Origin of the sequence: Pseudomonas nitroreducens, assembly GCF_010994165.1 — a bacterium.
Taxonomy (GTDB): Bacteria; Pseudomonadota; Gammaproteobacteria; order Pseudomonadales; family Pseudomonadaceae; genus Pseudomonas; species Pseudomonas nitroreducens.
On record NZ_WMBX01000002.1, the window covers coordinates 581,938 to 596,466 of the forward strand.

The following is a 14,529-nucleotide window of genomic DNA, read 5'->3' on the forward strand; positions in this document are numbered from 1 at the left end:
CATGCACGTAGAACGTCTGACCTGCAGCATCGGCGCCGAGATTTCAGGAGTGAACCTGGGCGATGCGTCGCGCGACGAAGGGCTGTTCGCCGAGCTGCGCGAGCTGCTGCTCAAGCACAAGGTGCTGTTCCTGCGTGACCAGGACATCAGCCGCGCCGAGCACGTCGCCTTCGCCCGTCGCTTCGGCGAGCTGGAAGACCACCCGGTGGCCGGCAGCGACCCGGAGCATCCGGGCCTGGTGCGCATCTACAAGACCCCGGACCTGCCCAACGACCGCTACGAGAACGCCTGGCACACAGACGCCACCTGGCGCGAGGCGCCGCCCCTGGGCTGCGTCCTGCGCTGCGTGGAGTGCCCGCCGGTCGGGGGCGACACCATGTGGGCGAACATGGCCTTGGCCTACGACATGCTCCCGGCTGAGATCAAGGAGCGCATCGCCAAGCTGCGCGCCCGCCACAGCATCGAAGCCAGCTTCGGTGCGGCGATGCCCATCGAGAAGCGCCTGGCACTCAAGGCCATGTACCCCGACGCGGAGCACCCGGTGGTGCGCACCCATCCCGAGACCGGCGAGAAGGTGCTGTTCGTCAATGCCTTCACCACTCACTTCAGCAACTACCACACCCCGCAGAACGTGCGCTTCGGCCAGGACGCCAACCCCGGCGCGTCGGACCTGCTGCGCTACCTGGTGAGCCAGGTGTACATCCCCGAATTCCAGGTGCGCTGGCGCTGGAAGAAGAACGACGTGGCGATCTGGGACAACCGCTGTACCCAGCACTACGCAGTGATGGACTACCCGCCCTGCGTGCGCCGCATGGAGCGCGCCGGAATCATCGGCGACAAGCCGTTCTGAGCCCTCTCGACAACAACAATTCCAGGAGACAGACATGCAATTCTTCGACGATTCGCTGCACCCCGAGAACCAGGAAAAGGTGGTCATCACTACCGCTCCCTACGGCCCGGAATGGATGCCCGAGGACTTCCCCGAAGACATCCCGGTGACCATGGACGAGCAGGTGCAGAAAGCCGTGGACTGCTACGAAGCAGGCGCCACCGTGCTCCACCTGCACGTGCGTGAGCTGGACGGCAAGGGCTCCAAGCGCCTGTCCAAGTTCAACGAGCTGATCGCAGGTGTGCGCGAAGCGGTGCCGGACATGATCATCCAGGTCGGCGGCTCGATCTCCTTCGCCCCGGAAAGCGACGGCGAAGCGGCCAAGTGGCTGTCCGACGACACCCGCCACATGCTCGCCGAGCTGACCCCCAAGCCCGATCAGGTGACGGTGGCGATCAACACCACTCAGATGAACATCATGGAGCTGCTCTATCCGGAGTACCTCAAGGGTACCTCCCTGGAGAACCCGCTCTACCAGGCGGCCTACAGCGAGATGACCGTGCCGGCCGGCCCCGCCTGGGTCGAGGAGCACCTCAAGCGCCTGCAGGCATCGGGCATCCAGCCGCACTTCCAGCTCACCGGCATGCATGCCCTGGAAACCCTCGAGCGCCTGGTGCGCAAGGGCGTCTACAAGGGCCCGCTGAACCTGACCTGGATCGGCATCGGCGGCGGTTTCGACGGCCCCAACCCGTTCAACTTCATGAACTTCGTGCACCGTGCACCGGACGGCGCCACCGTCACCGCCGAGTCGCTGCTCAAGAACGTCCTGCCGTTCAACATGATGGCGCTGGCCATGGGGCTGCACCCGCGTTGCGGCATCGAGGACACCATCATCGGCCAGCATGGCCAGCGCATGACCTCGGTCGAGCAGATCCAGCAGTGTGTCCGCGTTGCCCACGAACTGGGCCGCGAGGTCGCCAGTGGCAAGGAAGCGCGCGCCATCTACAAGATCGGCGTGCAGTACGACAGCGTCGAGGAAACCCTGCGCATGAACGGCATGGCGCCCAACCGCCAGCCGGGCCAGAAGTCCGTCCCGCAGCGCGCGTGACACGCTCCAGTGCGGGTTCTGCCAGTAACCCGCACTGGCTTTATCCAAGAACAACAAGAATCCACTGACTCCCCCGGAGAGCTAGCACCATGGCCATCCACTCCGTCGCCCTGGGCGACATCCCTGCCACCGCGCCCAGCGTGCCGCGCCGCTATGCCTGGGTGGTGTTCGCCCTGACCTTCGGCCTGCTGATCTCCGACTACATGTCGCGCCAGGTGCTCAACGCCGTGTTCCCGCTGCTCAAGGTCGAATGGACCCTGAGTGACGCACAGCTCGGCCTGCTCAGCGGAATCGTCGCGGTGATGGTCGGTTTGCTGACCTTCCCCCTGTCGTTGCTCGCCGACCGCTGGGGCCGCGTGCGCAGCCTGGCGCTGATGGCCATGCTGTGGAGCCTGGCGACCCTGGGCTGCGCGGTGGCGCAGAACTTCCCTCAGATGTTCGCCGCGCGCTTCTTCGTCGGCGTCGGCGAGGCCGCCTATGGCAGCGTCGGCATCGCCGTGGTGATCTCGGTATTCCCGGCGCACCTGCGCGCGACTCTGACCGGCGCTTTCATGGCTGGCGGCATGTTCGGCTCGGTGCTCGGCATGGGGCTGGGCGGCGTGCTCGCCGCGCACCTGGGCTGGCGCTGGGCCTTCGCCGGCATGGCGCTGTTCGGCCTGCTGCTGGCGCTGCTCTATCCGCTGATCGTCAGTGAGAAACGCATCGCCCCGGTAGCCGCCGCCGAAGCGCCGCGTCAGGTGGGCGGGCGTTCCCTGCGCAGCCTGTTCGGCAGCCGTTCGGTGATCGCCGCCTACCTGGGCAGTGGCCTGCAACTGTTCGTCGCTGCCGCCGTCATGGTGTGGATTCCCAGCTACCTGAACCGCTACTACCACCTGGACACCGGCAAGGCCGGACTGATCTCGGCGGTGATCGTGCTGGTCGGCGGCAGCGGCATGGTGCTCTGCGGCATCCTCTGCGACCGCCTGGGCCGCGCCAACCCGCCGCGCAAGATCATCCTCGCCATCGGCTTCTGCCTGGTCAGCTGCGTGCTGCTGTCCATCGCCTTCCACCTGCCACCGGGCACCACGCAGCTGAGTCTGATCTGCCTGGGCATGCTGGTCGCCGCCGGTACTTCCGGGCCGTCCGGCGCCATGGTCGCCAACCTCACCGCGCCGGCGGTGCATGGCACCGCCTTCGCCACCCTGACCCTGGCCAACAACTTGCTGGGCCTGGCCCCCGGCCCGCTGCTCACCGGTGTGTTGGCCGATCATATTGGCCTGGATCGCGCCTTCCAGCTCATCCCGCTGCTGAGCATCCTCGCCGCGCTGGTGTTCATCTATGCCCGCCGCCACTACCACAACGACATGCGACGCCTGCGCGGTGAAGAGGAGGGCGCCTGATGCCGACTCTGAACCTGGAAATGACCTTCGACTTCATCTGTCCCTGGTGCCTGATCGGCAAGCGCAACCTCGACGCCGCGTTGCGACTGCTGGCACGCCAGCGTCCGGAGCTGAACGTGCGGGTGAACTGGCTCGGCCTGCAGCTGCTGCCGCAGATTGACATGGAGGGCGAGCCCTTTGCCGAGTTCTACCAGCGCCGCCTGGGCGGCAAGCGTGCGGTGAAGGCACGCATGGGCGAGGTGCGGCGGGCGGCGGAGGGCGCGAAGGTTGATCTTGACCTCGAACGCATCCTCACCATGCCCAACACCACCTATGCGCACCGGGTATTCCAGCGCGCGGTGCACGTGGGCAGCGACAACCAGAAGGAACAGTTGCTGGAGATGATCTTTCGCGCGCACTTCCAGCTCGGCCAGGACATCGGCCAGCGCGATACCCTGCGCCGCCTGCTGCGCGCCTGCGATTTCAACGTGGTCGACTTCGAAGACGCGCTGGCCGATGGCGCGCGGCAGTTCATCGGCCGCCGCGTGGCTCTGGCCGACTCCAGCGTGCCGATGTTCCTCCTCGAGGGCCGCGCCTTCGCCCTCGGCGGGCAGAGCCCGGAACAGCTGCTGGCGGCGCTCTATCGTGCGCTGGAACGGCAGTTCCCGGAGGCGATTCCGGCATGAGCGGTGTGGTCCGTATTCCCGCTGAACGCCTGCCGGCGCGCGGCGGCAGAAGCCTGTTCCATCATGAGAGCGGCATCTTCCTGTTGTTCGATATCGACGGTGAGCTGCATGCCATAGAAGACAGCTGCCCCCACGCCGGCGCGTCGCTGTTCAGCGGGCGCCTGGATGGCCCCTGGTTGCAGTGCCCGGCCCATGGCCTGCGCTTCGACCTGGCCACGGGTTGCCCGGCGAGCATCAAGGGTTTCGGCCTGCGCCGGCATGGGATTTCCTGGATTGCCGGCGAGTGCCATGTGGTGATCGCCGATCAGGAGATGCCAGCATGACAGCATTGACGATCTCCGCGCTCGGCACGCGCAGCCGTACGCTGCTGCCGGGCCTGCTGGTCAGCGCCATGGTGGCGGCGGCCGCGACCTTCCTCTCCGAACATTACGGCGCGCCGGTGATGCTCTTCGCGTTGCTGCTCGGCCTGGCGATGAATTTCCTCGCCGCCGACAGCGTGTGCAAGGCCGGCATCGAATTCACCGCCCGTGAAATCCTGCGCCTGGGCGTGGCGCTGCTCGGTATCCGTATCACCTTCGGGCAGATCGCCGAACTGGGCTGGCAGCCGGTGGTCATGGTGGTGGTGCTGGTGACGGTGACGATCCTGGTTTCCATTGCGGCGGCGCGCGCCATGGGCTTCAACTTCCTCTTCGGCCTGCTCACCGGTGGCGCCACCGCCATCTGCGGCGCCTCGGCGGCCCTGGCGCTGGCCGCGGCGCTGCCGGCGCACACGCAGAAGGAAAAGGCCACGCTGTTCACCGTGCTTGGCGTGTCGGCATTGTCGACCCTGGCGATGATCCTCTACCCGATGATCGTCCGTGCACTGGGCCTGCCGCCGTTGCAGGCAGGGATCTTCCTCGGCGGCACCATCCATGACGTGGCCCAGGTGGTCGGCGCCGGTTACAGCATCTCGAAGGAAGTCGGTGACAGTGCCACGGTAGTCAAGCTGATGCGTGTGGCCATGCTGCTGCCGGTGATCCTCTGCGCGGCGATGATCACCCGCGCCCGCGGCGTGGAACCGGGCGACAAACGTCCGCCGCTGTTGCCGTGGTTTGCCGTGGGCTTCGTGCTGCTGGCGGCGGTGAACAGCACCGGCTATCTGCCGTCGATGCTGGTAGAAGCCGGCGGGAAGCTGTCGCAGTGGTGCCTGGTGATTTCCATCGCGGCACTGGGCATGAAGACCCAGCTCAAGGCGCTGGCGACGGTGGGGGTGAAGCCGATCCTGCTGATGGTGGGGGAGACGGTGTTCCTGGCCCTGTTGGTGTTGGGGATGTTGAAGGTCGCGGGGTGAGCCGATCCGCCCTACGTACTTTGCTCTTGAAGATTTCCAGAGAAACTTCCGCGCACGCCGAGGCCTCCCGAACGGGGCGTTCGAAGCGCGCTGACGTTTATCTGGAAGTCTTGCAAAGCCAAAGCCAAAGCCAAAGCCAGGGGGTGCTCTTGTAGGAGCGAGCTTGCTCGCGAACCGCACGGCACCGTTCCCCTCAGGGAAAAATCACTCCCCCTCCCGCCCCAGATGCTCCTTGCGCCACGCCGCCGGCGACATCCCGTACTGCACGGCGAACCAGCGGGTGAAGGAACTGGGCATCGAATACCCCAGCAAATCCGCGATGCGCCCCAGCGAATAGCGCGGGTTCTCCATGTAGCGCAGCACCAGCTCGCGGCGGACCTCGTTGATCAGGTCGGAGAAGGTCACCCCGTTGTCTTCCAGGCGCCGTTGCAGCGTGCGCACGTTCAACCCCAGCGACTGGGCGATCTGCTCGATGGTCGCGCGGCCCATGGGCAGCAGAAGGTAGATGGACTTGCGCACCTCGTTCAGCGTGCTGCCGTCGGTGGCGCCGGGCAGGGAGTCGACGAAGCTGCGCGCATGCCGGGCCATGGCCGGGTCGGCCATGGGGTTGGCGGCGTCCAGGTCGGCGGCAGGGATGACGATGCCGTTGAACTCGCTGCCGAACTCGATCTTGCAGCCGAACAGCCGGCGGTGCACCTGCAGGTCCGCCGGGGCGTCGTGGCTGAAGTTGACGCTGATCGGTCGCCAGTGCGGGCCGAGGAGGGCGGCGCAGAGGCGGTAGAGGGTGCCCAGGGCCAGCTCCAGGCCCTGGCGCATGGGCATTGGCGGTACGGTGAGGAGCTCCTCGCGCAGGATCGCCATCTTGCCTTCTTGGTCGACGTACAGCGCCAGGGATTCGTTGAGCAGGTGCCGATAGCGAATGATGGTATCCATCGCCTCGCGTAGCGTCGCCTGGTGCGACAACAGCAGGCTGATCACGCCAAAGTCGGCGAGCTGGCGCGATTCGGCCATGCGCAGGCCGAAGGTTTCGCAGCCGCTGATGCGCGCCGACTCTTCCAGCAGGGTCACTGCCGTTGCAACGGGAATGCGCTGCTCCGGGTGCTCGAGCATGGATTGGGAAAGGCCCACCGCACTCAGTTGTTGCTGCGGGTTGAGGCCCAGGTGCCTGGCCACTTCCAGGTAGTTGGTGAGGGCCGCAATGCGAACCATTGGGGTCATGCGTGAATCGCCTTCTTGTTCTTGTGGTTGCTCCGTGCCGGCAGGGTTCATGGACACCTGGCGACCGGGGCGCACGCTGGCTGGGTCGATGACATCAGATTCTAGCGACAGCTGTAACCAAGCGTGTACGAAAGTTCGTGCTTCGGCCAGTGCTTCCGGCGCTCTGGAATGCACCGTACGTCCCGTAACGCACGGCCCCTGGCTCAGCGACGACATGCCGGGTGGGGGGCAGGCTGTCATCAAATGCGAAGTGCCTGACGCTCAATGCAAAGCACCGCCACCGGGGCATCTCTACTGTCTGTCCAACAAGTTCGAAATCACTGAAAGGTGAACCGGTGAACAACAATAAATCTTCCACCACCGTCCTCATGGTTCCCGGCCTGCGCGACCACGTGGCCGAGCACTGGCAGACCCTGCTCCAGCAGCGCCTGCCCAATGTTCGCAGCGTGCCGCCACTGACCGAGAACAAACTCGACCTGAACGCCCGTATCGAAGCCATTCAGTGCGAGCTTGAAGGCATCGACGGCGAGGTGATCCTGGTCGCCCACAGTGCCGGTGTGCTGATGGTCGCTCACTGGGCGGCACGCTACAGCCGACCGATCAAGGGCGCGCTGCTGGCAACCCCGCCGGACCTGGACGGCGACTGGCCGGCCCACTATCCCAGGCCTGCCGTGCTTGCCGAGATGGGGTGGGCACCGCTGCCGCAGCAGCCTCTGCCGTTCCCGACCCTGGTGGCGTGCAGCGACAACGATCCGCTGGCCACGCCCGATGCCGTACGGCGACTGGCCGAGGCCTGGGGCGCGAGCCTGGTAGAGCTGGGCCGTGTCGGCCACCTCAATCCCGCTTCGGGGTTCGGCGACTGGCCAGAGGCCGAAGCACTGATCCAGATGCTGGACCGCTGATCCACCACACCTGACTCAACGACAACCCCCGGTTCCGGCGTTCGCGCCGGGGCAGGCCCTCGTGCGCCCCGGCGCACGCTCTTCCAGAGCAAAGAAGGGGCTGCGGGACGGGCCCGGAAGCGTCCCGACCACAACAAGAAACGGAGCACACGCATGCATCACCAGAGCAATCCGAATCGTCCCCTGCAGCGCTGCCTGCTGGCGACCGCAGTCCTCGCCGCCATGGCTGGCCAGCCCCTGCAGGCCTTCGAACTGGACACCGGCAACCCGGACCTGTCGATCCGCTTCGACAACACCGTCAAGCTCAGCTACGGGCAACGGGTCGAGTCGCCCAACAGCAAGGTCGCCGGCACCGCCAACACCAACGACGGCGACCGCAACTTCTCCTCCGGCACCCCGGTGACCCAGCGCTTCGACCTGCTCAGCGAACTGGACTTCGTCTACCGCGACAGCATGGGCTTCCGCCTCAGCGCCGCCGGCTGGTACGACCATGCCTACGATGATGTCGGTTCCGACAACCCGTTCCCCGGCCAGAAGGGCAACGCCGGCCATCTGGTCAGCCGCAACGGCACGGTAATCGCCCCGCGTGGCGCGCAGCCGGCCAGCCACGGCCTGAGCACCTTCGCCGACCGTTACTACAACGGTCCATCGGGCGAGCTGCTCGATGCCTTCGTCTTCGCCAGCCACCAGGTCGGCGACGACATGCAGCTCAGCGGCAAGCTCGGCCGCCACACCATCTACTGGGGCGAGACGCTGTTCAGCGCCGCCAACGGCATCAACTACGGCCAGTCGGCCCTGGACCTGGGCAAGCTCTATAACGTGCCGGGCACCGAGGCGAAAGAGCTGTTCATGCCGCGCAACCAGCTGTCCGCCTCGTTGACGGTAAACCCGGAGCTGACCCTGGCCGCGCAGTACTTCCTCGAGTTCGAGAACTCGCGCTTCCCCGAAGGCGGCACCTACATGGGCCCCTACGACATGCTCAACGACGGCGGCAACGTCTTCTGGCTGCCGCTGCCGGCGCAGAATGCTTTCTACGCCGCGCCCCGCGGACACGACCGCGAGCCGAGCAACACCGGCGATTTCGGCCTGATGGCCAAGTGGAGCCCGGAATGGCTCGACGGCACCCTGGGCTTCTACTACCGCAAGACCTCGGACACCCTGCCGGCGGTACTCATCGACGCACCGAACCTGCACAAGCCCGGCCTCGCCGGCCTGCAGGGGATGAACTACATCACCGCCTATGCCGACGACATCGATATCTACGGCATCAGCCTGTCCAAGGAAATCGCCGGCGTGAGCGTCGGCATGGACCTGAACTACCGCGAGAACATGCCGCTGGCGAGCAACTTCACCACCGTCAACTCGACCCTCTACGCGGCCGCCAAGCGCGGCGCGGTCAATGGCGCCAACCTGATCGGCGAGCTGCCCAGCGACGGCGACACCGGCCTTGCCCGCGGCAAGACCTTCCACGTCGTGCTCAACGGCCTGGTGACCTTCGGCGCCACTCCGTTGTGGGACGCCTCGTCGCTGGCGGTGGAAGGCACCCTGACGCACCTGATCGACGTCACCGAAGGCGAGCAGACCTTCAAGGGCGACTCCAGCTACCACGGTGTCGACAAGGTCACCACCAACGCCTACGCCATGTCGGCCAACTTCACTCCGACCTGGTACCAGGCCTTCCCCGGCGTCGACCTGTCCATGCCCATGTCCTACAACGTCGGCCTGCACGGCAACTCGGCGGTGCAACTGGGCGGCAACGAGGACGCCGGCAGCTACTCCGTTGGCGTGGCCGCGGACTTCCACCAGAAGTACCGCCTGGACCTGAAATACGTTGACGCCTTCGGCCCCTTCGATACCTGCGAGAGCGGCCGCGACAACAACACCCCCGGCGCCAACGGCCAGTACCAGTGCATCCCCGGCCAGATCACCTCGCAAGGCGGCCTCGCGCCCCTGCTGAAGGACCGCGGCATGGTCACCGCCTCCCTGAAGGCCACCTTCTGATTTCACGTAAGGCTTCGCTCTCGAAGCAGGAGAAACCCAGCATGAACTTCAAACCCACCCTGATCGCCACCGCCCTCGGCCTGACCCTCTGCGGTCTGGCCCAGGCCGCTGTCTCCCCGCAGGACGCTGCCCAGCTGGGCAGCACCCTGACCCTGGTCGGCGCCGAGAAAGCCGCCAGCAACGACGGCTCGATTCCCGCCTACGCCGGCGGTCTGACCAGCGCCCCGGCCGGCTTCAAGGCCGGCGATTCCATGCGCCCGGACCCATTCGCCGGCGAGAAGCCGCTGCTGGTGATCGATGGCAAGAACGTCGAGCAGTACAAGAACCAGCTGTCGGCCACCACCGTCGAGCTGGCCAAGCGTTATCCGACCTTCCGCGTCGACGTCTATCCGACCCACCGTAGCGCCGCGCTGCCGGATACCGTGCTGGAAAACAGCAAGAAGAACGCCGTCACCGCGCAGTCCCTGGAAGGCGGCACGGCCATCGACAACGCGCTGCCGGGCGTGCCGTTCCCGATTCCGCAGACTGGCGCGGAAGCCATGTGGAACTTCCTGCTGCGCTACCAGGGCGTGAACATCAAGGCCAAGTACGACTCCTGGAACGTCGACGCCTCGGGTAGCGCGAACCTCGCCACCACCGGCCAGGCCTTCATCAACTACCCGGTGTACGAAGACCTCACCCAGCCGGTGAAAGGCTCCGAGGTCTACTACCAGATGAAGCTGTACTACAGCGGCCCGGCCCGTCGCGCCGGCGAGGCGATGATGCTCAAGGACGCTGCCAACCCGCTGCAGCAGCCGCGCCGCGCCTGGCAGTACCTGCCCGGCCAGCGCCGCGTGAAGCTCGCGCCGAACCTCGCCTACGACACCCCGAACCCCGGCATGGCCGGCGCCGGTACCTATGACGACGTGTTCGTCTTCAACGGTGCGCTGGACCGCTACGACTGGAAGCTGGTGGGCAAGCAGGAAATGATCGTGCCCTACAACACCTACCGCCTGACCTATGCCAGCGACATCAAGCCGGTGGTCACGCCCAACCACCTCTCGCCCGACTACGTGCGCTGGGAGAAACACCGCGTGTGGGTCGTCGAAGGCACGCTGAAATCCGGCGCGCGGCACATCTACGCCAAGCGTCGCTTCTACCTCGACGAAGACAGCTGGGTGGCCCTGGCTTCCGACCAATACGACGCTCGCGGCCAGCTCTATCGCGGCTCCTTCGCCTTCCTCAGCCAGAGCTACGACAAGCACATCCCGGACGCCACGCCGTTCATGATCTACGACCTGACTGCCGGCTCCTACAACATCAACGGCGTCGTCGGCCCGTACGGCGGCATCAGCTACATCGACCCGCTGGCCAAGACCCAGTGGTCCCCCGAGGCGCTGGCCGGTAGCGGTATTCGTTGATGAAAGAAGTGGCGGCTCCCCCCGGAGCCGCCGCTGCTCTACCCGAGGAAAGCTCCATGCAGATCCCCTTCAAGCGCCTGTTATTCCTGGGCGCGTTGCTGCTGGCGGGCGGCGTCCAGGCTGGCGAACAGGCTGATGGTTTCGTCGACGTGCTCGACCTGCCGGCGGCCTACAGCAACGCACCGAGCCGCGTACCGCTGCTGGCCGTCACCCGTGCCGGCAACAGGCTGGTGAGCGTCGGCCAGCGCGGCCATATCCTGTACTCCGATGACGGCGGCACCCACTGGCGCCAGGCCGAAGTGCCGGTCAGCTCGGACCTGACTGCCGTCTACTTTCCGACGCCGAACGAGGGTTGGGCCGTGGGCCACGATGGCGTGGTGCTGCACAGCGCCGACGGTGGCATCCACTGGGAGCGCCAGCTCGATGGCCGGCAGATCGGCCAGCTGATGCTCGACTACTACGCCGCCCATCCGCAGCCGGACAACGCTACCTGGCTGGAGCAGGCGCGGCGATTCAAGGAGGAGGGCGCCGACAAGCCGTTCCTCGACCTGTGGTTCCGCGATGCCAATGAAGGCTTCGTGGTCGGTGCCTTCAACCTGATCCTGCATACCCACGACGGCGGGCGCACCTGGGAGCCCTGGAACCATCGCATCGACAACCCCCAGGCGTTGCACCTGACCGCCATCGCGGCCAGCGGCGATGACCTGTTCATCGTCGGCGAGCAGGGCCTGTTGCTGCGCCTTTCCCACCAGCAGGAGGGCCAGCAGGAACGCTTCGTCGCCCTGCCATCGCCCTATGCCGGCAGCTTCTTCGGCGTGGTCGCGCGGCCTGGCCTGGTGTTCGCCTACGGCCTGCGCGGGCACGCGGTGCGCAGTGTCGACGGTGGAGAGAGCTGGAGCGCGGTCGACACCGGCCTGCCGGTGAGCCTGACCGCCGCCAGCTTCGACGCCAGCGGCCGGCTGTACCTGTTCAGCCAGGCTGGCCAGGGACTGCTCAGCGATGACCGTGGTGTCAGCTTCAAGCCCCTGGAACTGGCCGAGCGCCTGCCCGTCAGCGGCGCCGTGGCCGGTCCCGGTCGCCTGCTGCTGGTCGGCACCCGCGGCGTTCGCGAGAACGCCATGCCGGTGCGCTGAATGCGCCGGCCCTTCATAAGAACAAGAGAAAGAGAGACAGCCTGATGGTCGACCTCAAGCAAGGCGAGATGCCTGTAGTCCGCGAACTGCGGGACTTCGACGCCCACAGCGGCAACCTGCTGGAGCGCCTGGTGTTCAACCACCGTGCGCTGTTCATCGCCCTGATTGCCCTGGTCACCCTGGTGCTGGGCTACATGGCCGTGACCCGCCTGGAGATGCGCCCGGCCTTCGAGAAGATGATCCCCCACGGCGATCCCTACATCCGCAACTACCTGGACAACCGCGCCGCGCTGCGCGGCCTGGGCAACTCGGTGCGGGTGGTGGTGGAGAACCCCAACGGCGACATCTTCGACCCGGCCTACCTCTCCAGCCTGCGGCAGATCAGTGACCAGCTGTTCCTCAGCCACGGCGTCGACCGCGCCTGGATGAAGTCGCTGTGGTCGCCGGCGGTGCGCTGGACCGAGGTCACCGAGGAAGGCTTCCAGGGCGGCCCGGTGATGCCCGACGGCTACGACGGCAAGCCCGAGGCCATCGGCCAGTTGCGCCAGAACATCGCCCGCGCCGGCATCGTCGGCAGCCTGGTGGGCAACGACTTCCGCTCCAGCATGCTGGTGGTGCCGCTGCTGGACCGCGACTCGGCCACCGGCAAGGGCATCGACTATCGCGAGTTCTCCCGCGCCCTCGACGAGCTGCGCCTGAAGTACGAATACTTGGGCGACGCCCGAGCCTTCGCCGCCGGCGAAGAGGGCAAGGGCGCAGTACGCCTGCACGTGATCGGCTTCGCCAAGCTGGTGGGCGACCTGATCGACGGCCTGCTGCGGGTGATGCTGTTCTTCGGCCTGGCGGTGGTCACCGCCTTCGTCATCATCGTCTTCTACACGCGCTGCCTGCGCAGCAGCCTGCTGGTGATCGGCTGCTCGCTGCTGGCGGTGGTCTGGCAGCTCGGTCTGGTGGCGTGGCTGGGCTATGCGCTGGACCCGTACTCGATCCTGGTGCCGTTCCTGATCTTCGCCATCGGCGTGTCCCACGCCACCCAGAAGATGAACGGGATCATGCAGGACATCGGCCGTGGCACCCACAAGCAGGTGGCCGCGCGCAACACTTTCCGCCGCCTGTTCCTGGCCGGCGTCACCGCGCTGCTGTCGGATGCGGTGGGCTTCGCCGTGCTGATGCTGATCGACATCCCGGTGATCCAGGACCTGGCCATCGCCGCCAGCATCGGCGTGGCAGTGCTGATCTTCACGTCGCTGCTGATGATGCCGGTGGCGCTGTCCTATGTCGGTGTCAGCCAGCGTGCCGCCGAGCGCGCCCTGCGCGAGGAACGTCAGGTGGATCGCCGGCAGGGCCTCGGCAAGCTGTGGGCGCTACTGGATCACTTCACCGAGCGGCGCTGGGCGACTATCGCCCTGGCCGTGGCGGCGCTGCTCGGCGCGGGAGGGCTGCTGGTCAGCCAGCACCTGCAGATCGGCGACCTCGACGCCGGCGCTCCGGAGCTGCGCGCCGACTCGCGCTACAACCGCGACAACGCCTACATCACCAGCCATTACGCGCTCTCCAGCGACCTCTTCGCGGTGATGGTGAAGACCGCCCCCGAAGGCTGCCTGAACTACCGCACGCTGATCCTCGCCGACCGCCTGGGCTGGGCGCTGCAACAGCACGACGGTGTGCAGGCGACGACCTCGCTGGTCAACGCGGTGCGCCAGATCACCGCCGGCACCTACGAGGGCAACCCCAAGTTCGCCAGCCTGCAGCGCAACCAGGACGTGCTCAACTACGCCGCCCAGCAGGCCTCGGTGAACACCCCGGAGCTGTTCAATACCGAATGCTCGCTGATGCCGGTGATCGCCTTCCTCAAGGACCACAAGGCGCAAACCCTGGACGAAGTGGCCAGCATCGCCGAGAACTTCGCCCGCGCCAACAGCGCCCCGGACCGCCAGTTCCTCCTCGCCGCCGGCAGCGCCGGCATCGAGGCGGCGACCAACCGCGTGGTGCGCGAGGCCAACCACCGCATGCTGTTCTACGTCTATGCGGCGGTCGGCATCTTCTGCCTGATCACCTTCCGCAGCTGGCGCGCAACCCTGGTCGCGCTGCTGCCGCTGGTGCTCACCTCGATTCTCTGCGAGGCGCTGATGGTGATGATGGGCATCGGCGTGAAGGTCGCCACGCTGCCGGTGATCGCCCTGGGCGTGGGGATTGGAGTGGATTACGCGCTCTACCTGCTCAGCGTGCAGCTGCAGTTGCAGCGGGCCGGGCTGCCACTGTCGGTGGCGTACCAGCAGGCGGTCGCCTTCACCGGCAAGGTGGTCGCGCTGGTTGGCGTGACCCTGGCAGCGGGTGTGATCACCTGGGCCTGGTCGCCGATCAAGTTCCAGGCGGACATGGGCATCCTGCTGACCTTCATGTTCCTCTGGAACATGCTCGGGGCGCTGATCCTGATTCCGGCGTTGTCGCATTTCCTGCTCGGTGGGCGGAAGCTCTGAGGACATAGCCGCCCGCCACAGCGGGTCTTTGTTCGCGAGCAAGCTCGCTCCTACAGGGTGCGCCATGGTGCTCTTTGTAGGAGC

General features: G+C 66.4%; 12 protein-coding genes. 11 read left to right on the forward strand and 1 reads right to left on the reverse strand.

The annotated features are described in order from the left end of the window. Position 1: 1 nt before the first annotated feature. The 6 genes from GJV37_RS10600 (at position 2) to GJV37_RS10625 (ending at position 5,311) form a co-directional block, all read left to right on the forward strand. A complete protein-coding gene (locus GJV37_RS10600) occupies positions 2-850 on the forward strand; it encodes a TauD/TfdA dioxygenase family protein (protein WP_024762748.1) in 849 nt (282 codons plus the stop codon). A 34-nt stretch (positions 851-884) separates the two neighbouring features. Next, positions 885-1,937 carry a beta-keto acid cleavage family enzyme gene (locus GJV37_RS10605; RefSeq protein WP_024762749.1) on the forward strand — a complete coding sequence of 351 codons (1,053 nt, stop codon included), beginning with the start codon at positions 885-887 and terminating at the stop codon, positions 1,935-1,937. Between the two features lie 89 nt (positions 1,938-2,026). Next, a complete protein-coding gene (locus tag GJV37_RS10610; protein WP_038803175.1) occupies positions 2,027-3,316 on the forward strand; it encodes an MFS transporter in 1,290 nt (429 codons plus the stop codon). Next, a complete protein-coding gene (locus GJV37_RS10615) occupies positions 3,316-3,981 on the forward strand; it encodes a DsbA family protein (RefSeq protein ID WP_170858620.1) in 666 nt (221 codons plus the stop codon). Before GJV37_RS10610 ends, GJV37_RS10615 begins: the two co-directional genes overlap by 1 nt. Then, entirely contained in the window at positions 3,978-4,304 is a 327-nt protein-coding gene (locus tag GJV37_RS10620; protein ID WP_193452431.1) for a Rieske (2Fe-2S) protein, read from the forward strand. Before GJV37_RS10615 ends, GJV37_RS10620 begins: the two co-directional genes overlap by 4 nt. Then, entirely contained in the window at positions 4,301-5,311 is a 1,011-nt protein-coding gene (locus tag GJV37_RS10625) for a YeiH family protein (RefSeq protein WP_024762752.1), read from the forward strand. Before GJV37_RS10620 ends, GJV37_RS10625 begins: the two co-directional genes overlap by 4 nt. Positions 5,312-5,515: 204 nt before the next feature. Here the strand turns inward: GJV37_RS10625 and GJV37_RS10630 are convergent, their stop codons facing one another. Then, positions 5,516-6,520: an AraC family transcriptional regulator gene (locus GJV37_RS10630; protein ID WP_051445555.1), complete on the reverse strand. Its 1,005-nt coding sequence runs from the start codon at positions 6,518-6,520 to the stop codon at positions 5,516-5,518. A gap of 377 nt (positions 6,521-6,897) precedes the next feature. On the opposite strand from GJV37_RS10630, the gene GJV37_RS10635 reads away from it, so the two are divergent. From GJV37_RS10635 to GJV37_RS10655, 5 genes are all read left to right on the forward strand, one after another. Further along, positions 6,898-7,431, forward strand: coding sequence for an RBBP9/YdeN family alpha/beta hydrolase (locus GJV37_RS10635; protein ID WP_037006601.1), 534 nt, complete (start codon positions 6,898-6,900; stop codon positions 7,429-7,431). 153 nt (positions 7,432-7,584) lie between these two features. Then, on the forward strand, positions 7,585-9,432 hold the full coding sequence (locus GJV37_RS10640; RefSeq protein WP_024762755.1) for a DUF1302 domain-containing protein: 1,848 nt from the start codon (positions 7,585-7,587) through the stop codon (positions 9,430-9,432). A gap of 41 nt (positions 9,433-9,473) precedes the next feature. Further along, positions 9,474-10,832, forward strand: a complete 1,359-nt coding sequence (locus GJV37_RS10645; RefSeq protein WP_193452432.1) for a DUF1329 domain-containing protein — start codon at positions 9,474-9,476, stop codon at positions 10,830-10,832. Between the two features lie 56 nt (positions 10,833-10,888). Continuing rightward, positions 10,889-11,965 carry a WD40/YVTN/BNR-like repeat-containing protein gene (locus GJV37_RS10650; RefSeq protein ID WP_170858623.1) on the forward strand — a complete coding sequence of 359 codons (1,077 nt, stop codon included), beginning with the start codon at positions 10,889-10,891 and terminating at the stop codon, positions 11,963-11,965. A gap of 44 nt (positions 11,966-12,009) precedes the next feature. Continuing rightward, positions 12,010-14,445, forward strand: coding sequence for an efflux RND transporter permease subunit (locus GJV37_RS10655; RefSeq protein WP_170858624.1), 2,436 nt, complete (start codon positions 12,010-12,012; stop codon positions 14,443-14,445). Positions 14,446-14,529 lie beyond the last annotated feature (84 nt).